Origin of the sequence: Janibacter terrae NBRC 107853, assembly GCF_001591405.1 — a bacterium.
Lineage (GTDB): Bacteria > Actinomycetota > Actinomycetes > Actinomycetales > Dermatophilaceae > Janibacter > Janibacter terrae.
Genome location: NZ_BCUV01000007.1, coordinates 1 through 17,503 on the forward strand (window position 1 = coordinate 1; position 17,503 = coordinate 17,503).

The following is a 17,503-nucleotide window of genomic DNA, read 5'->3' on the forward strand; positions in this document are numbered from 1 at the left end:
TCTCGAAGGGGTGGCACCAACTACCCATACGTGCCGCGGACCGCCGGTCCTAGCGTGTGCTCATCGCCGAGCGGGACTCCCCGCCACGACGCCGATCCCACGCCACGGGGGCTGCCATGCGCGCACGTCGAGTCCTGCCCGCCATCCTCGCCGCCGGAGTCGCGGTCGCCGCGGCGTCGACGACGAGCTCGGCCCAACCCCCTTCGACCGCCTCGGCGCCCGACGCGCTGGTCCGGGTATCGGGCACGCTGCTCGCGACCTCGGTCGAGCGCGGCTCGCCCACGGCCTGGTACGCGGTGCGCGACGGTGACCGGCTCGTGCCGGTGCGGGGCGCGGTCCTCGGGCGGGTGAGGCCCGGCAGCACCGTGACCGTCGACGTCGAGGTGCCCGCCACGGTGAGCAGCGCGGCAGCCGCGGACCGGACGATCTCGATCCCGGGCCTGGGCGGTCGCGCCCGCCAGCACGACCTCTCCCCCGCGGACCTGCGGGTGGCTTCCGACGCGACGCCGGCGAGCGCCGACAGCGCCATCGGGCGGGCGACGACGACGGTGCCGCTGGCTCCCGGCGCCGACCCGCTGCCGGTGAAGCGTCTCGTCTCCAGCACCCCGCGCACCGCCGCCGCGTACACGCCGGCGACGCGCAAGATCACCTACATCGAGGTGACGCCGAGGGGGATCACCCGTGAGCCGCTCAGCAGCTCGCAGGCGAGCACGCAGGTGTCCTCGTCGGACGCCTACTGGCGGCTCAACTCGCGCAGCACCCTGCGGCTCGGCACGCCGATCATGCGCTCGCACTACGCATCCCCGTACGGCTGCGCGGACAACCCCTTCGCCCTGTGGGAGGACGCGGCGAACGCGCGCGGGTGGGTCGCGGAGCAGGACTCCACCCTGGTCCTGAAGTTCCCCGAGGCGTCATACGTGAGCGGAGGTTGCTCCTACGGCCTGGGCTCGGTCGGCATGGACCCCAACAGCGGGGGCTACGTGTACTTCGGGTCGTACACGACCAGCGTGCTGGCCCACGAGGTCGGCCACAACATGGGTCTCGGGCACGCCAACACCATCGCCTGCGCCGGCGGCAAGAGCGACGGCGCGTACTCGAGCGGCGTCTTCAGCGGCTGCGACGAGTACGAGTACGCGGACTACATGGACGTCATGGGACCCGACCTCGGCGGGCCCCCGGCGATGCTCTCCAGCCCGCAGGCCCGGTACGAGGGCACCCTCGAGTCGGCCGCACGCGTCCTCGTCGGCACCGGCACGACCACCGTCACGCTCAAACCGATGGCGGGGACGAGCGGCGTCCGCGTCGCGCAGATCACCAACGCGATCACCGGTGCGGTGTACCTCGTCGAGTACCGCACCTCCGCGGGTCAGGACGCGTTCGCCTCGACCTGGGTCACGCCGGGCGTGAAGGTCCTGCGCCACAACCGCTACGAGGACTCCAGCGTCCTGCTCGACGCGTCGCCGACCGGCACCCCGGACGGCGACTCGCGGCTGACCGTCGGGCGCACCCTCAGGAGCTACGACGGCCGCATCACGATCACGACGCTCTCGGCGACGTCGACCGGGGCGACGGTGCGAGTCACCAACTCGGCGACCCTCTCCCCCTTCACGCTCGTGACGGCCCCCAGGATCACCGGGACGAAGGGGGTCGGCAGGCTCCTCACCGCGTCCAACGGCACGTGGTCGCCGACGCCGACGTCGTACTCGTACCGGTGGAAGCGCAACGGGACGAGCATCTACGGCGCCACGGCCAAGACGTACACGCCGACCCGCTCGGACGCCGGCCGCTACCTCACCGTCACCGTGACCGCACGGCGTTCGGGCTACACCTCGAAGTCCGCGACCTCGGCCCGCGTCGGCATCCCGATCTACAACACGACGCGACCGAGCATCTCCGGCACCCTCCGCGCCGGCAGCACGATCGCGGTGACGAACGGGAGCTGGACGCCGACGCCGAGCACGTACGCCTACCAGTGGTACCGCAACGGCGTGGCCATCTCGGGGGCCACGAGCAAGACCTACGTGGTGCGATCGCTCGACCGCGGCCAGCTGGTCAAGGCCAAGGTCGTCGCCCGCCGCACCGGCTACTCGAGCGGCTCGATCTACTCGTACAGCAAGACGATCGCGCGCTGACCCCGCTCCCTGCGGAGCTTGCGCAGCACGCGACCCCGCTCCCGGCCCACGCTCCCTGAGGAGCTTGCGCAGCAAGCGTCTCGAAGGGCTGCGAGGATGCGCGCATGCTCCTGCCCGGCCTGACCCGCGTCGTCGGACGCTCGATGGAGCCGACGCTGCGTGACGGCGACCTGCTGCTCGTGCTGTGGGGCGCACGACCGCGCACCGGCGGCCTCGCGCTCGTGCGCCTCCCGGACGACGACGCCGGGCTCGCGCGCCCGGTCGCGGTCAAGCGCGTGACGGGGCGCGACCCCGCCGACCCCACCCGGTGGTGGGTCGAGCGGGACAACCCCCGCGAGGGCGTCGACTCGTGGTCGGTCGGCTCGCTCGCCGAGGACGCCGTGCTCGCCCGCGTCCTGTTGCGACTCCCTTGCAGGAGAAGGCCCTTTGCGTGACGCAGCGACGTGCGTTGGGTACGTTGAAACCAGCGTCGTCCGCACCGCGGGCGATCCAGCCCCCACGAGAGGAAGGCACTCCATGCGACTTCGTGACATCTTCCGCATCACCCAGGCCAGCGCCCACTGCGACCTCCCCTGCGGCGTCTACGACCCCGCCCAGGCCCGCATCGAGGCCGAGTCGGTCCTCGCCATCATCAAGAAGGTCGCCGACAACGACGACCCCGACTTCCGCACCCGCGCGATCCTCATCAAGGAGCAGCGCAGCCAGCTCGTCAAGGAGCACCTGTGGGTGCTGTGGACGGACTACTTCAAGCCGCCGCACTTCGAGAAGTACCCGCAGTTGCACACCCTCGTCAACGAAGCCACCAAGCTCGCCGGCGCCGGCGGCACCAAGGGTGAGCTCGACCAGGCCAAGGCCGAGGAGCTGCTCGAGAAGATCGCCGAGATCGACAAGATCTTCAAGGAGACCAAGCAGGGCTGACCCCCCTTCGTCCTCCTGCGTGGCCGTCACCCTCCGGGGTGGCGGCCACGTTGTCGTCGTCAGACGTTGTCGTCGTCAGACGGCGCGCTCCATCACGGCCTGCTCGAGTGCGGCGACGACCTCCGGGTCGTAGTCGTACCCCAGACCGAGGTGCAGTCGCTCGAGCGCCACGGCCTGGGCGCGCGGGGAGCGGGCGCCCTCGGTGATGTCGTCCCAGGCATTGGCGACCCGCACGATGCGCGAGGCGATCGGGATGTGCTCGCCGAACTCGCGCGTGCGGCGGAAGGGGGTACGGACCTGGTCGAGCAGCGGGAGGAGCTCCGCGAGCTGCGGGGTCCCGGCCACCAGGCGCCGGGTCGAGTACGCGATCTGGGCCTCCTGGATCGCGGTGGCGTGGATCGTCGCGCCACCGCGCAGCGGCTCCGCCAGACCCAGCTGGCCCAGGTCGTGGAGCAGCGCCGTGCGCTCGACGAGGCGCAGGGCAGCGAGGTCCATCTCGAGCGAGCGACCGATCGCGACCGCGAGCCGAGCGACCCGCTGGGAGTGGCCGGGACGGGTGAGGCCGGCGACCTCGCTGAGCCGGGACATGGCGAGCATCGACTGCTCGAGGGCATCGCGGATGCCGATGACGCGCCGCACGGCCACGTACGTCAGGACGACGGGGATGATGAGCAGCGGGATCGCGGCCCACTCGAGGTAGGGGCTCGACAAGGCGATGAGCGGTCCGGTCGCGATCGTCGCGCCCCCGATCCCGGCCAGCGGCCCGACCTCGACCGCGAGCACTCGTGCCAGCGGCCGCTCCTCCCCCAGCCACAGCACGAGCGTCTCGAGCGCGCGCTCGACGAGACCACCCGCGAGAGCGGCCGCGAGCATGCCGAGCGCGCCCAGGGTGGACGAGTGGGCGGGGTCGAACGTCCACTCGACGAGGTTTTCCCCCCGGACCGCCGGGGAATGGGAGAGGTAGGTCGTGACGGCCACCCCCAGGAAGCGCGCACCGAGCGAGCCCTCGATGACCGAACCGCCCCGGGCCCGGACGAGGAGGCCACCGATGAGGATGCTCAGCCACACGACGGCCAGGACGGTCCAGCCGTCGACCACGGTGCCGGTGGACGCTGCGAGGACGAGCCCCAGCGCGGGCGCGGTCGTGAGCGGCGCGATGGCGCGACCGGCGACGACGAGCGGCACCTGCTCACCGATGATGATCGCGATGACGGCCACCACGGTGAAGCCGGTGAGGACGTCTGCGCTGAAGTTGGCGTTGATCGCGGCGTAGGACCCGATGAGGATCGCGCCGACGAAGAGGATCAGGCCGGATCGGCCGGGACGCTCGGTCACACCACGGCCTTCGGCAGCTGGTCCCGCTCGAGTGCCCGCCTCAGGGCCATGACGCACTTCGGGTCGAGGGCGTGCCCGGCCATGCGCTCGCAGGACGTGACCGCTTCCTCCGGGGACACCCCTTCGAGCACGCACGTGCCCCACGCGTCGGCGGTCGCGAGGACCCGGGCACCGACCGGGATGCTGCGGCCGATGAGCCCGTGCGGCCGACCTTCGCCGTCGTAGCGCTCCTGGTGCGCGGTGATGATCTCCATCGACTCGTCGAGGAAGGCGATCGACCCGAAGACGCGGCGCGAGGCGTCGGCGTGGTCCCGGCGGCGGATGGCCGGCGGCGCGTCCTCGAGCGCGAGCTTGCCGACATCACGCAGGCGCGCGGCGGCCGTGACCTGGTCGACGACCCGCGCGGACAGACCCATGGTGGTCGCGATGGCGCCCGCTGCGGCGGCGACGACCCGCGCGTCCTCGGCGGCCCCCGGGTGGCGCAGCTCGAGCGCGCCGACGAAGGGGGCGAGCACGTCGTGCCGCGTCGCCCACTCCTCCGCGTGCTGGCGCAGACCCCACTGGATGACGAGGAGCGAAGGGAGGAAGAACAGGGCGGCGACCCACCCCAGGCCGGCGGGGGCCCAGAGGACGACGAGGAGGTAGGCCCCGACGATGGACAGCGCGTAGGCGGAGCTGGTCTGCTTCAGGACGTCGACGAGGACGACGCGCCACGGGGCGTTGGTGCTGAGCTGCAGGACCCCGGCGAGGAGGAACGCGTTGATGAGGCTCGCTGCGACCGCGGTGACGGCGACGCGCAGGGCGAGGTTCTGGGGGGTCGGCATCGTGTCGGTCATGCCCAGCTGCCAGCCTCCGGCCGCGGCGTAGGCGGCCGAGCCGGCGATGACGAGGAGCACACGTTGCGAGGCGTTGAAGACCCGCTTGACCGTGTTGTTGCGGTCGAGGAGGACGGGTAGGACCGCGACGACGATCGCCCCCACCGGTCCCACGAGGGGGATGGAGGCGATGTGGATCATGCCGGCGACCGACAGCTGGAAGGGCCCGACCGCCTGGGGCTTGCTGATCGAGGCGAGGCTGGCCACGACGAGCAGCGCCACGACCCAGCTCAGCTCTCGAGGGGGGCCCGCGAGGGCTGCGGACACACCCGTCGCGACCACCGCCAGGATGGCAGTCGTCGCGACGTAAGCGTGCGTCGAGCGAGGGGGTACCCCGGTCGACGCCGTGGTCAAGCTCAGGCGTCGGTGGACGGTGCGTCAGGCGACGGCAGCGCCCAGTCGACGCTGTTGGACTGGGCGCCGGCCCAGTCGACGCTGCGCTGAGCACCCGCCCAGTCGACGCTGGCGGCGCGCATCGCAGTGAAACCGGCGACACCGGTCAGGAGGGCGGCAGCGGCAAGGGCTACGGTGATTTTCTTCACGATCCTATGATGCCATCAATGTGGGTCAAAGAGGAAGGGTCATTGATAACGCTATGACACAATGACTCGTCGATCACCGCCCGGCACGTCGCCGGGGGCATCCAGCAAGGAGTCACCTCATGAGCAAGCGCGCCCGCAAGCGTCGCTCGCGCAAGGGCAAGTCCGCGAACCACGGCAAGAAGCCCAACGCCTGAGCATCTGCACCTCGTGCACTGAAGGGGGCCGCCCACCCGGGCCGGCCCCCTTCGTCATGCCCGGCCGAGACTCGGGCCATGGCCACAGAACCCGGCTCTTTGCGACCATGCGCCACGTCTCGGGGGCCGGTCAGAGGAGGAGATCCCCGAGCCGGGTGATGAGCCGCCGGGTGTAGGCCGCCCTGACCAGGTGGATGTTGGTCAGCTCCACGTACGTCCACCCCGCGGCTTCGAACCGCGCCCGACGGTCCCGCTCGTACTGCCACGCGCTCCGATCGGTGCGGTGCTGGTCGCCGTCGTACTCCGCCACGACCTTGGGCTCGCGCCACAGGAAGTCCGCGACGCCGATGAGGACGCCCCAGTCGTCGCAGACCCTGACGTTGAGCTCGGGCGTGGGCAGACCGTGGTCCCGGAACAGCAGCCGGGCCTCGGACTCCTTCGGGGAGGCGGATCCCGGGTCGAGGAAGGGGGCGACCTCCCGCAGCGTGCGGATGCCGCGTCGGCCGGACAGCGTCTCGAGGTGGCGCAGGACCTGGGCCGGCGTCACGTCATGGTCGCGGAGCAGGGCGTCACCGGCGGCCACGAGCTGTGGGCGCGTCCAGCTGCCGGCCAGGTCCGACCAGGTGTGCAGGGCGGCGACGACCGGCAACCCGTGCACCTGCGTCACGGCGCGCGTCTCGAGGCCGTTGTGGCTGAGCACGCCGCGCCGCTCGAGCCACGGCCGGCCGCTGTCGCGACTGACGTGGACCGGCTCGTCGCGGCTCCACGGCCGGGGCGTCGGCAGCCCGAGCAACCGGGCCGCCGTGAGATGACTGACGACTGCGTCCCGGGGCACCACCGAGCGGACCAGCCTCGCCAGCTCACCGACGTCGGACGGTCCCTGCTGACCCGGGCGGAACCGCAGTCCGTGCGACGGGATCTCGAAGCCCGTGCGCAGACGCCCCCGGACGCCCAGGTCCCGCGCGTCGGCCATCGTGAAGCCGGCACCGGACAGGTCCCCCGGCAGCTGCTGCGGTCGTCTTCCCATGTACCGACCCCACCCTCCCCAGCGCCTCGGGCACACCCCCACCGGCCTTCTGTGGACGGTGCGGGTCCGCCCCCTTCGCCTGTGGACTCATCGACACTCGGGCGATGGCCTCAAAAGTGGCGACATAGCGGCCATGAGCCGAGTCTCGGCGAGGGGGAATGAGGGGCCGGGCGAGGGCGTTGGACCCACCAGCACAACGGCCACGAAGGACAGGAGTGCACGTGCTGGTACTGCACGCCGGAGAGCGCACCGCCGCCCCGCTAGGGTGGAGCGCGATGACTGATCCCACGATTGACGAGCTGGAGGCCATGGCCGCAGCGGATGCCTCCGTCGACGTCTCCCAGGAGACGACGGAGGAGCGGCGTGCGCGCTTCGAGCGCGAGGCGATGCCGCTGCTCGACCAGCTGTACTCGGCCGCCCTTCGCACCACGCGCAACCCGACCGACGCCGAGGACCTCGTCCAGGAGACCTTCGCCAAGGCTTTCGCCGCCTTCCACCAGTACCGGCCCGGCACCAACCTCAAGGCGTGGATGTACCGCATCCTCACCAACACCTACATCAACAGCTACCGCAAGAAGCAGCGCGAGCCGAAGCAGTCCGACTCCCCCGAGATCGAGGACTACCAGCTCCACAAGGCCGAGCAGCACACCTCCAAGGGGCTGCGCTCCGCCGAGGTCGAGGCGCTCGACCGCATGCCCGACACCGAGGTCAAGCGCGCGCTGCAGGAGCTGCCCGAGGACTTCCGCATGGCGGTCTACCTCGCCGACGTGGAGGGCTTCGCCTACAAGGAGATCGCCGACATCATGGGCACGCCCATCGGCACCGTGATGTCGCGCCTGCACCGGGGACGTCGCCAGCTCCGCGAAAAGCTCACCGACTACGCCGCCGATCGCGGCATCGCATCCGCCAAGGAGGGTCAGGCATGAGCCACGACCCCGAGCACATGGACTGCTCCCAGGCGCTCCACCGGATGATGGAGTACCTCGACGGCGAGATGTCGCGCGAGGACGCCCAGGGGATCGCCGAGCACCTCGCGCAGTGCGGCCCGTGCCTGGCCGAGCACGACCTCGACCAGGTCATGCGCCAGGTCCTCCAGCGCTCCTGCGCGCGGGAGCAGGCCCCGCCGCAGCTGCGCGCGACGATCATGCAGAAGATCACCACGATCTGCAACGACGGGTCGTGGACCGAAGTGACCCAGATCCGGCAGATCTCCACCGAGGGCTGAGCCGTACCCTGACGCCATGCGCGTCCTCGTCACCGGCGGAGCCGGGTACATCGGCTCCCACACCGTCGTCCAGCTCGTCGCCGCCGGCCATGAGCCGGTGGTCGTCGACAGCTTCGTCAACTCGCGCCCGTCGGTCATCGGCCGGCTCGAGGAGCTGAGCGGCCGGCGGGTCGAGACGCACGGCTTCGACCTGCGGGACGCGGACAAGACCTCCGCGCTCCTGGGCGAAGGGGGGTTCGACGCCGTCATCCACTTCGCCGGCCTCAAGGCGGTGGGCGAGTCGAGCCGGATCCCGCTCGAGTACTACGAGAACAACCTCGGCACGACCTTCTCGCTCCTGCGGGCCATGGAACGGCAGGGAGTGCGCAGGCTCGTCTTCTCCTCGTCCGCCACGGTGTACGGCGAGACCGAGACCGTGCCCATGCCCGAAGAGCTCCCGACGAGCGCGACCAACCCCTACGGGTGGACGAAGGTCATGCAGGAGCAGATCCTGCGGGACGTCGCGGCGACCGGAGCCGTCCAGGTCGCGCTGCTGCGGTACTTCAACCCGGTGGGCGCGCACGCCTCGGGGCGGATCGGCGAGGACCCCCAAGGCACCCCCAACAACCTCATGCCCTTCATCGCGCAGGTGGCGGTCGGGCGGAGGGAGCGGCTCCGGGTCTTCGGCGGTGACTACCCCACGCCGGACGGGACCCCCCTTCGCGACTACATCCACGTCGAAGACCTCGCCGCCGGCCACGTCGCGGCGTTGCAGTACCTCGAGCGGCACCCCGAGACCCCGGTGCGCGAGTGGAACCTCGGGACCGGCCACGGCACGTCGGTGCTCGAGATGGTCGCCGCCTTCGCCGCCGCGAGCGGGCGCCCGGTCCCGTACGAGCTGGCCCCTCGCCGGGCCGGGGACCTCGCCGCCTGCTACGCGGACCCGAGCCGCGCCGAGGCCGAGCTCGGCTGGCGCGCGACGCGCACGATCGAGCAGATGTGTGCCGACACGTGGCGCTGGCAGTCGGCCAACCCGCAGGGCTACCCGGCCTAGACCCGCCCAGACGCGGGCAATGGCCGCTATCCGGGGTGGATAGCGGCCATCAGCCGAGTCTCGCGGTCAGCCGGCGAGGCGGAAGCGCGTCTGGCGGGCGCGCGCCTTCAGGCCCTTCATGCCGGACGTGCGCAGGATGCCCACGGCCTGCCGCAGCGAGGTGTCGTTGGGCAGGGAGAGGCGGATGATCTCGCTCCACGCCGAGCCGACCTGCTTGTGCAGCGGGCCGGTCAGGTACTCCAGCCCGTACTCCGCGAAGAGCGCCCGGATGCGCGGCGCGATCTCCGGGTAGCGGCGGCTGGGCATGTCGGGGAAGAGGTGGTGCTCGATCTGGTAGCTCAGGTGACCGGTGGCGATGTGCATCGGCGTCGAGCCGGAGATGTTGGCCGAGCCGAGCATCTGGCGCAGGTACCACTCGCCGCGGGTCTCCCCGTCGATCGAGTCCTTGGTGAAGGTCTTCACGCCGGCCGGGAAGTGACCGCACATGATGACCGAGTGCGTCCAGTAGTTGCGCACGAGGTTGGCGACCACGTTCGCGCCGAGGGTCGAGAGGAAGTTCGGCCCGGAGAGCAGCGGGAAGAGCAGGTAGTCCTTCGCGGCCTGCTTCTTGATCTTGTTGACGACCTTGTTCGCCTCGGCCATCCACTCCGGGTTGTCCTTGCGGGTCGCCCAGTGCTTGCCGAGCTCCAGGTCGTACGCGGCGATGCCGTACTCGAAGAAGGTCGCGTTGATGAACTGCGTGATCGGCTGGATCAGGTATCCCGGGTACCACTTCTGGGCGTCGTCGACGCGCATGATCCCGTAGCCGAGGTCGTTGTCGTGGCCGACGACGTTGGTGTACGTGTGGTGCACCTGGTTGTGGCTGTTCTTCCAGTGGTCCGCCGGGGTGACGTTGTCCCACTCCCACGTCGAGGAGTGGATCGCGGGGTCACGCATCCAGTCCCACTGGCCGTGGATGATGTTGTGCCCGACCTCCATGTTGTCGAGGATCTTCGACGCGCTGAGCGCGGCGGTACCGGCGACCCAGGCGATCGGGTTGCCCGAGAACAGCAGGGCCGCACGGCCACCGATCTCGAGGTAGCGCTGGGCCTTGATCACCCGACGGATGTACTGGGCGTCCTTCTCCCCCAACGAGTCCATGACGGACGCGCGGATCTCGTCGAGCTCGCGGCCGAGCTCCTCGATCCGCTCCGGGGTGAGGTGGGCGATGGGCGAGTCGGCGAGGTTGACGGTCGTGTGGACGACGTCGGCCTTGCCGCCGGTGATGCGGGCATCGGTCGCGCGGGGGCGCTCGAGAGTGGCAGTCATGGTCACTTCTCCTGGGTCTCGATGGTGCAGGAACCCGCGACGGCGGAGATGCAGGTCTGCACCTTCACCGGCGGGTCGTCGGGGGTCGTGGTGGTCAGGTCGCCGGTGCGCAGGTCGCGCACGGCGCCGTCGGTCATGGGCAGGACGCAGCTGAAGCAGATGCCCATCCGGCACCCGCTCGGCATGAGGACGCCGGCGTCCTCGGCGGCGTCGAGGATGGTCGTGGCGCCGTCGAGCTCGAGGGTGGTCGTGTCCGCCCCGGTACGAAGGGAGGCGGTCCCCCCTTCGCCGGCCTCGACGATCGTCGGGCGGAAGCGCTCCACGTGGAGCAGGTCGCTGTGGCCAGCGGCCTCGTAGTGGGTCTCGAAGGCGTCGAGCATCGGGGCGGGCCCGCAGATCCAGGTCTCGCGGTCGCGCCAGTCGGGGACGAGCTCGTCGAGCAGGTCCGGCGTGAACATGCCCTCGTCGTCGGTGTGGCGGACCATGACGCGGACGCCCGGCGCCGGGCTGGCGAGCTCCTTGGCGAAGATCACGTCGTCGGCCGTCGGCGCGGAGTGCGCGTGGACGACGTCGAGCCCGTCGAAGTCGTGGTTGCGCAGCATGCCCATGACCGGCGTGATGCCGGAGCCACCGGTGAGGAAGAGGACCTTGGCGGGGACGGTCTGCGGGAGCATGAAGTCGCCGGTCGCCTGGTCGAGCTGGACGATCGTGCCCGGTCGGGCGTGGTGCACGAGGTACCGGGAGACGAGACCGTCGGGCATCGCCTTGACGGTGATCGAGATGAGGCCGTCACGGGCGCTCGTGTCGGAGGTCAGCGAGTACGCCCGCCAGTGGCGGCGGCCGTCGACGTCGACACCCAGGCGGATGTACTGACCGGGCGCGTGGCCCTGCCAGTCCCGGCCGGGGCGGATCGTGATGGTGGCGGCGTCGCGGGTCTCGGGCACGACCGCGACGATGCGGCCGCGCAGGTCGGCCCCGGAGCGAAGGGGGGCGAAGAGGTCGAGGTACTCCTCGGGCACGACCGGCGTGGCCAGGCCGCGCGCGATGCGGACAGCCGTGTCGCGGGCCTTCAGCAAGGGCTGGGTCCGGACGGCGTCACGGGTCGCGAAAGTTGTCATGTGTCCATCCTCCCGCCTCAACAGGTGCCGGACCATGTCTCTCGCGAGTAGGCTTTGATGCAAGGAATTGTTCGCTGAGGACAAAGGACGCCCATGAGCACCCCGGATCTCGCGCTCGACGAGACGACCGTCACGGCCGTCCGCTCCCACCTGCCGCGGGTCGCCAAGCTCGTCGTCGCCGAGGTCATGGAGCAGGTGCCGGCCTACGACGTGCCCTTCCAGGGGCGGATGGGGCGGGTCATCGAGAAGGCGGTGCAGGTCTCGCTCGAGAGCTTCGTCGCGCTGGCCTCCGGGTCCGCACCCCAGGGCGCGCCCGTCGGGGTCGGTGCCGCCGCCGCCAGCGAGCTGGGCCGGGCCGAGGCCCGCAACGGCCGGCCCGTCGAGGCGCTGCTCGCCGCCTACCGCGTCGGCGCCCGGGCCGCGTGGCGCGAGCTGTCCGTCGAGGCCCTGGCCGCCGGTGTGGACGCCCCCACGCTGGGGCGCTTCGCCGAGCTCGTCTTCACCTACATCGACGAGCTGTCCGCCGCCTCCGTCGCCGGGCACAACCAGGAGACGAGCAGTGCCGAGCGCGACCGCATCGTCCACCTCGACCGGCTCACCCGCGGGCTCCTCACCGGCCTCGGGGAGGTCGAGCTCGACGGTGCGGCGGCCGCCGCGCGCTGGACCCCGCCCCGCACGCTCACCGCCGTCCTCGTCCCCCGCGGCCGACTGCCTGCGACGGCCGGCCTGCTCGACCCGCGCACCCTCACCCTCGGCGAGGACCTGCCCGTCGCCGACGCCGTCGTGACCCGCTCGGTGCTGCTCGTCCCCGACAGCGGGGGGCCCTCCCGGCAGCGGCTGCTCGCCCTCCTGGAGGGGCACGACGCCGTCGTCGGCCCCGCCCGTCCGTGGAAGCGCGCCCACGAGTCCTACGAGCGCGCCGCCCGCGCCGTCGACCTCGGCCCGGGGGTGGTCGACACCGACGCCGTGCTGCCCGAGCTGGTGCTGCAGGCCGACCCGACAGCGCTGGCCGACCTGCGCGAGGCGGCGTTGGCCCCCTTCGCGGAGGTGGGTGAGGGCGCGGCCGACCGGCTCGCGGAGACGCTGCGCGCGTGGCTGCTCCTGCAGGGCCGTCGCGAGCTCGTCGCCGAGAGCCTGCACGTGCACCCGCAGACCGTGCGGTACCGCATGAACCAGGTGCGCGACCTCTTCGGCGAGCGCCTCGACGACCCCGACGAGGTGCTGACGATCCTGCTGGCCCTCGGCCGCGGGCGGTGACCGCTGACCTGCATTCCCCTAGGGCAATGGCACATCTTGACGTCGAGAGTCTGCATTGCCCTAGGGGAATGCAGACTCCACCCAGCGGACGACCGACTCGGCGACGGCGCCACCGCCGGTGAAGGAGTGGGTGCCGGGGGCCTCGTCGACACCGACCACGCCCGGGCCGATCCCTGCGTCGGCGAGCGCCGCGCGCACGTCGTCCGGGGAGCCGAAGGGGTCCCGAGCCCCCTGCACGACGTGGACCGGCAGGCCCGCCTCGACCGGGAGGACGAGCTCGTCGATGCGGGACCTGTCCGGCCCCTTGCCGGGCGGCACGAGCGGGAAGGACAGCGCGAGCACCCCGCCGGCGCCGAGCTCCGACGCGAGCCGGCAGGACACCCTGGCCCCGGCGCTGCGTCCGCCGAAGACCACCGGGCCCGGGAGGGAGTCCCGCGCCCCTGCGACGATCTCCCGCCAGGCGGCGTCGAGCTTCGGTGGCATGGGCGCGACCTTCTTGCCGGCGACCTTCCACGGCATCTCCACGAGCGCGACCTGCCAGCTGTGCTCCGGCAGGGTCGCCGCGATCGCCACGAGGTCCTTGGCGTCGACGCCCCCGCCCGCGCCGTGGGTGAGGAGCAGGGTGCCGCGGGGGTCCCCCTTCGCCTCGGTGACGTGGAGGCGCGCCGGGCCCTGGGTGGTGGGCACCTCACCCATCCTGGCCCCCGTGGATCTCCCCGGTCTCCGGGTCGACGACGCCGACGAGCTCCGACTCCGGGAGCGGAGTGAGCAGCCCGGGGCCGTTGTTGCGCGTGGCGTTGACCGCCGTCGAGATCGGGTACGCGGCGAACCGCCCCGGCTGCGCGAAGGCGAGCATCTCCCCCACCTCGGCGAGGTCGGTGAGGGTCGGGTCGAGCCAGCGCGCCCAGTCCCGCGGCTCGAGCACGAGCGGCTGCCGGTCGTGGATGCGGTCCATGCCGGGGTCGGCTGCCGTCGTGATGATCGTGAAGGTCGTCAGCCACGCGTCCGGGTCGTCGTTGTCCGCCACGGCCCGGTCCCGCCAGAACTCGTACAGCCCCGCGAAGGCGAGGTCCGCCCCGTCGCCGCGGTGGACGAAGAAGGGCTGCTTGCGCGGCTTCCCCTTCGCATCTGTCGCGACGGGCGAGACCTGCCACTCGTACCAACCCGCGGCCGGCACGAGGCAGCGCCGGCTCGCCGCGGCCTTGGCGAAGCTCGACTTCTCCAGCACGGTCTCCGCGCGGGCGTTGGTCATCCGCAGGCCGACCTTCGTCTCCTTCGCCCACGACGGCACGAGGCCCCACGTGAGCAGCCGCAGCTGGCGAAGGGGGTCGCCCGGCTCGTCCTTCGACGCGCGGGTGAGCACCACGGGCGCCTGCTTGGTCGGCGCCATGTTGTGGTCCGGCCGGCCGGGCGGCGGGTCCTGGGGCGACTTCAGGAGCGAGCGGGCCGGGTCGCCCGTCCGGTCCACGTCGATCTCGAACTCCTCGACGAGGTCATCGGGGCCGGCCGTTGCCGCATAGCGTCCGCACACCCTCCGAGCGTAGGCCCACCGGGATCGCGACTACGGTAGTCACGTACCCGTCGGGACCTCCCCGGCGACGTCCACGACGACAAGGAGGCACCACCATGATCGTTCGTCGCATCGCCCGCCCGCTGCTGGCCGGCATCTTCGTGTGGGGTGGCATCAACGCCCTGCGCTACCCCTCGGCCCACGCCCCCGCCGCCGAGAAGGTCACCAAGCCCCTCGCGGCCAAGACCCAGCTCCCGGACGACACCGAGATGCTCGTGCGCGCCAACGGCGCCGCGATGGTCCTCGGTGGCGCCCTCCTCGCGACCGGCAAGGCCCCGCGCCTCGCCTCGACCGTCCTCATGGGCACGCTCGTGCCGACCGCCGCCACGCACGACTTCTGGGCCGAGTCGGACCCGCAGGCCAAGCAGGGCAAGATGACGCAGTTCATCAAGGACCTGTCCCTCATGGGCGGCCTGATGCTCGCCGCCGTCGACACCGCGGGCAAGCCCGGCGTCACCTACCGCGCCAAGCTCGCTGGCGAGAGCGTCGGGCGCACCGCGCGCCACGCCCGCCAGGCCGCTCGTCGCGAGGCCAAGCTGGCCGCCCTCCAGGCGAAGAACGCGGTGTCCTGACCCGCGATGACCAGTCCTGATTGGCATGCCCCGGCGGCGTCCGGCCGCCTCGACGCGACCGTGACGCTGCCGGGGAGCAAGTCCCTCACCAACCGTTACCTCGTCCTCGCCGCACTGGCGACCGACACCTCCCGGCTGCGCCGCCCCCTTCGCTCCCGGGACACCGAGCTCATGGCCCAGGCGCTGCGCCAGCTCGGCGCCGGCGTCGACGACGCCACCTCCCTCGGCGGCTCCCCCGACTGGATCATCACGCCGGCGACGCTGCGCGGCGGCCGCACCGTCGACTGCGGCCTCGCCGGGACCGTGATGCGCTTCCTCCCGCCCGTCGCGGCGCTCGCGTCGGGGCCGGTGACCTTCGACGGCGACGAGCACGCGCGGGTGCGGCCCATGGCCGCGATCATCGACGCCCTCCGGGACCTCGGGGTGGGCGTCGAGGACGAAGGGCGAGGGACCCTCCCCTTCGTCGTGCAGGGTGAGGGGTCCGTGCGCGGAGGCCGGGTCGTGCTCGACGCCTCCGCGTCCTCGCAGTTCATCTCGGCGCTGCTGCTCGTCGGGTCGCGCTTCGAGGAGGGGATCACGGTCGTCCACGACGGCAAGCCGGTCCCCTCGCTCCCCCACATCGAGATGACCGTCGAGACACTGCGCGATGCCGGCGCCGCGGTCGACGACTCCGAGGCCAACACCTGGCGGGTCGAGCCCGGTGAGCTGCTCCCGCTCGACGTCACCGTCGAGCCGGACCTGTCCAACGCGGCCCCCTTCCTCGCCGCCGCGCTCGTCGCCGGCGGCTCGGTGTCGGTGCCCGACTGGCCGCAGCACACGACGCAGGCCGGCGACATGATCCGCAATGTGCTCGACCAGATGGGTGCCGACGTCACCCTGGACTCGCGGCGCCTCACCGTCACCGGCGAAGGGCGCCCCGGCGGCATCGACGTCGACCTCCACGACGCCGCCGAGCTGACCCCGGTCGTCGCGGCCCTCGCCGCGTGCGCGGACGGCCCGTCGATCATCCGCGGCGTCGCGCACATCCGCGGCCACGAGACCGACCGGATCAGCGCCCTCTCGCGCGAGCTGGGTGGTCTCGGCGTCGGGGTCACCGAGCTCGAGGACGGGCTGAGGATCGACCCGGCACCCCTGCGGCCGAGCACCTTCCACACCTACGCCGACCACCGCATGGTGATGGCGGGAGCGCTGCTGGCGCTGCGTGCGCCGGGCACGGTCATCGAGGACCCCGCGACGGTCGGCAAGACGCTGCCCGACTTCGTGCCGCTCTGGGAGTCCGCGGTGGAGACGGGCGGCTGATGGGCCGGTCGGCGCGCAGCTGGGACGAGTCGGACGTGCGGGTGCGCCCCAACCGTCGTGGCTCCCGGCCGCGCACCAAGGACCGGCCCAAGCACGAGGACGCCGTCGTCGGACGCGTGACGGCGGTCGACCGTGGTCGCTGGACCACCCTCGTGCCGGCCACCGGCTCCGAGCCCGAGCGGGTCGTCATCGCCATGCGCGCCCGTGAGCTCGGGCGCTCACCGGTCGTCGTCGGTGACGACGTCGCGATGGTCGGCGACACCAGCGGTCGACCCGACGGCCTCGCCCGCATCGTGCGGATCCAGGAGCGCTCCACGGTGCTGCGCCGCACCGCCGACGACACCGATCCGGTGGAGCGCGTCATCGTCGCCAACGCCGACCAGCTCGTCGTCGTCGCGGCGCTCGCCGACCCCGAGCCGCGGCCCCGGCTCATCGACCGCTGCCTCGTCGCGGCCTACGACGCCGGCATGGACCCGCTGCTCGTGCTCACCAAGTCCGACCTGGCCTCGGCGGAGGACTTCCTGGCCCAGTACGCGCCGCTCGACGTCCCGCACGTCGTCACCTCCGTCCTCACCGAGGGCAGCGAGGGCCTGGCCGAGCTGCGCCGCCGCCTCGCCGGCCGGGTGTCCGTGCTCGTGGGGCACTCGGGCGTGGGCAAGTCGACGCTCGTCAACGCGCTGTGCCCGGCCGCGCACCGAGCGACGGGCCATGTCAACGATGTCACGGGCAGGGGCCGCCACACCTCGACGAGCGCCCTCGCGCTGCGTCTGCCGCTGGTCGACGGGGCCTCGACCGAGGAGTCCCGATCCGACCCGGACGCGGCGGGGTGGATCATCGACACCCCGGGGATCCGGTCCTTCGGCCTCGCGCACGTCGAGGCCGACACGATCATCGGGCACTTCCCCGAGCTCGCCGAGGGCGCCGACGCCGGCTGCCCCCGCGGCTGCACCCACGACGAGCCCGACTGCGCCCTGGACGCGTGGGTCGCCGAGGGCCACGCGGGGTCGGGCGGGGAGCTGCGGCTGGACTCCCTTCGTCGGCTGCTGCGGGCACGCTCCGGCGAGGAGGGCCACGGCTGACGCTGGCGGACAGGTACTT

19 protein-coding genes are annotated in these 17,503 nt (G+C 72.1%); 11 read left to right on the top strand and 8 right to left on the bottom strand.

Annotation, left to right across the window (positions count from 1 at the left end):
• Nucleotides 1–116 precede the first annotated feature (116 nt).
• The 3 genes from JT1_RS09510 (at nucleotide 117) to sodN (ending at nucleotide 3,050) form a co-directional block, all read left to right on the top strand.
• Entirely contained in the window at nucleotides 117–2,132 is a 2,016-nt protein-coding gene (locus JT1_RS09510) for a hypothetical protein (protein ID WP_068325545.1), read from the top strand.
• A gap of 104 nt (nucleotides 2,133–2,236) precedes the next feature.
• On the top strand, nucleotides 2,237–2,566 hold the full coding sequence (locus JT1_RS09515; RefSeq protein WP_068325547.1) for a S24/S26 family peptidase: 330 nt from the start codon (nucleotides 2,237–2,239) through the stop codon (nucleotides 2,564–2,566).
• A gap of 82 nt (nucleotides 2,567–2,648) precedes the next feature.
• Nucleotides 2,649–3,050 (top strand): superoxide dismutase, Ni, encoded by a 402-nt coding sequence (gene sodN / locus JT1_RS09520; RefSeq protein WP_068325549.1) that lies wholly within the window; start codon nucleotides 2,649–2,651, stop codon nucleotides 3,048–3,050.
• Between the two features lie 75 nt (nucleotides 3,051–3,125).
• Here the strand turns inward: sodN and JT1_RS09525 are convergent, their stop codons facing one another.
• The 3 genes from JT1_RS09525 to JT1_RS09535 all read right to left on the bottom strand — a co-directional run bounded on the left by JT1_RS09525 (nucleotide 3,126) and on the right by JT1_RS09535 (nucleotide 5,802).
• The gene (locus tag JT1_RS09525; RefSeq protein ID WP_068325551.1) at nucleotides 3,126–4,385 is read right to left on the bottom strand and encodes an HD-GYP domain-containing protein; all 1,260 of its coding nucleotides are present in this window, start codon (nucleotides 4,383–4,385) and stop codon (nucleotides 3,126–3,128) included.
• Entirely contained in the window at nucleotides 4,382–5,542 is a 1,161-nt protein-coding gene (locus JT1_RS09530) for an HD-GYP domain-containing protein (RefSeq protein ID WP_068325553.1), read from the bottom strand. Before JT1_RS09530 ends, JT1_RS09525 begins: the two co-directional genes overlap by 4 nt.
• Nucleotides 5,543–5,616: 74 nt before the next feature.
• On the bottom strand, nucleotides 5,617–5,802 hold the full coding sequence (locus tag JT1_RS09535) for a hypothetical protein (protein WP_068325555.1): 186 nt from the start codon (nucleotides 5,800–5,802) through the stop codon (nucleotides 5,617–5,619).
• A 119-nt stretch (nucleotides 5,803–5,921) separates the two neighbouring features.
• Between JT1_RS09535 and JT1_RS19220 the strand changes: the two genes are divergently transcribed.
• Nucleotides 5,922–5,996: a 50S ribosomal protein bL37 gene (locus JT1_RS19220; RefSeq protein ID WP_370639715.1), complete on the top strand. Its 75-nt coding sequence runs from the start codon at nucleotides 5,922–5,924 to the stop codon at nucleotides 5,994–5,996.
• A gap of 130 nt (nucleotides 5,997–6,126) precedes the next feature.
• Here the strand turns inward: JT1_RS19220 and JT1_RS09540 are convergent, their stop codons facing one another.
• A complete protein-coding gene (locus tag JT1_RS09540; RefSeq protein ID WP_068325557.1) occupies nucleotides 6,127–7,023 on the bottom strand; it encodes a putative endonuclease domain-containing protein in 897 nt (298 codons plus the stop codon).
• 275 nt (nucleotides 7,024–7,298) lie between these two features.
• Between JT1_RS09540 and JT1_RS09545 the strand changes: the two genes are divergently transcribed.
• Genes JT1_RS09545 through galE form a run of 3 tightly spaced genes read left to right on the top strand, consistent with a single transcriptional unit; the run spans nucleotide 7,299 to nucleotide 9,281 of the window.
• Complete coding sequence (locus JT1_RS09545) at nucleotides 7,299–7,949, top strand: sigma-70 family RNA polymerase sigma factor (RefSeq protein ID WP_068325559.1); 651 nt, start codon at nucleotides 7,299–7,301, stop codon at nucleotides 7,947–7,949.
• On the top strand, nucleotides 7,946–8,248 hold the full coding sequence (gene rsrA / locus JT1_RS09550; RefSeq protein ID WP_068325561.1) for a mycothiol system anti-sigma-R factor: 303 nt from the start codon (nucleotides 7,946–7,948) through the stop codon (nucleotides 8,246–8,248). Before JT1_RS09545 ends, rsrA begins: the two co-directional genes overlap by 4 nt.
• Before the next feature lie 16 nt (nucleotides 8,249–8,264).
• A complete protein-coding gene (gene galE, locus JT1_RS09555; protein WP_068325563.1) occupies nucleotides 8,265–9,281 on the top strand; it encodes a UDP-glucose 4-epimerase GalE in 1,017 nt (338 codons plus the stop codon).
• Nucleotides 9,282–9,347: 66 nt separating this feature from the next.
• On the opposite strand, the gene JT1_RS09560 is transcribed toward galE, so the two are convergent.
• A complete protein-coding gene (locus JT1_RS09560; RefSeq protein ID WP_082807596.1) occupies nucleotides 9,348–10,589 on the bottom strand; it encodes a fatty acid desaturase family protein in 1,242 nt (413 codons plus the stop codon).
• A 2-nt stretch (nucleotides 10,590–10,591) separates the two neighbouring features.
• Entirely contained in the window at nucleotides 10,592–11,707 is a 1,116-nt protein-coding gene (locus tag JT1_RS09565; protein ID WP_068325565.1) for a ferredoxin reductase, read from the bottom strand.
• Between the two features lie 93 nt (nucleotides 11,708–11,800).
• Here JT1_RS09565 and JT1_RS09570 point away from each other — a divergent pair, with 93 nt between their 5' ends.
• Nucleotides 11,801–12,964 (top strand): PucR family transcriptional regulator, encoded by a 1,164-nt coding sequence (locus JT1_RS09570; RefSeq protein WP_068325567.1) that lies wholly within the window; start codon nucleotides 11,801–11,803, stop codon nucleotides 12,962–12,964.
• A gap of 60 nt (nucleotides 12,965–13,024) precedes the next feature.
• Here the strand turns inward: JT1_RS09570 and JT1_RS09575 are convergent, their stop codons facing one another.
• Together JT1_RS09575 and JT1_RS09580 are read right to left on the bottom strand one after the other, a co-directional pair.
• A complete protein-coding gene (locus JT1_RS09575; RefSeq protein ID WP_068325569.1) occupies nucleotides 13,025–13,660 on the bottom strand; it encodes an alpha/beta hydrolase family protein in 636 nt (211 codons plus the stop codon).
• Nucleotides 13,653–14,495 carry an SOS response-associated peptidase gene (locus tag JT1_RS09580; protein ID WP_068325571.1) on the bottom strand — a complete coding sequence of 281 codons (843 nt, stop codon included), beginning with the start codon at nucleotides 14,493–14,495 and terminating at the stop codon, nucleotides 13,653–13,655. The genes JT1_RS09575 and JT1_RS09580 overlap by 8 nt, the downstream gene beginning before the upstream one ends.
• 95 nt (nucleotides 14,496–14,590) lie before the next feature.
• On the opposite strand from JT1_RS09580, the gene JT1_RS09585 reads away from it, so the two are divergent.
• Genes JT1_RS09585 through rsgA form a run of 3 tightly spaced genes read left to right on the top strand, consistent with a single transcriptional unit; the run spans nucleotide 14,591 to nucleotide 17,484 of the window.
• Entirely contained in the window at nucleotides 14,591–15,106 is a 516-nt protein-coding gene (locus JT1_RS09585; protein WP_068325573.1) for a DoxX family protein, read from the top strand.
• 6 nt (nucleotides 15,107–15,112) lie between these two features.
• Complete coding sequence (gene aroA / locus JT1_RS09590) at nucleotides 15,113–16,405, top strand: 3-phosphoshikimate 1-carboxyvinyltransferase (RefSeq protein WP_068325575.1); 1,293 nt, start codon at nucleotides 15,113–15,115, stop codon at nucleotides 16,403–16,405.
• Nucleotides 16,405–17,484, top strand: a complete 1,080-nt coding sequence (gene rsgA / locus JT1_RS09595; protein ID WP_068325576.1) for a ribosome small subunit-dependent GTPase A — start codon at nucleotides 16,405–16,407, stop codon at nucleotides 17,482–17,484. The genes aroA and rsgA overlap by 1 nt, the downstream gene beginning before the upstream one ends.
• Nucleotides 17,485–17,503 lie beyond the last annotated feature (19 nt).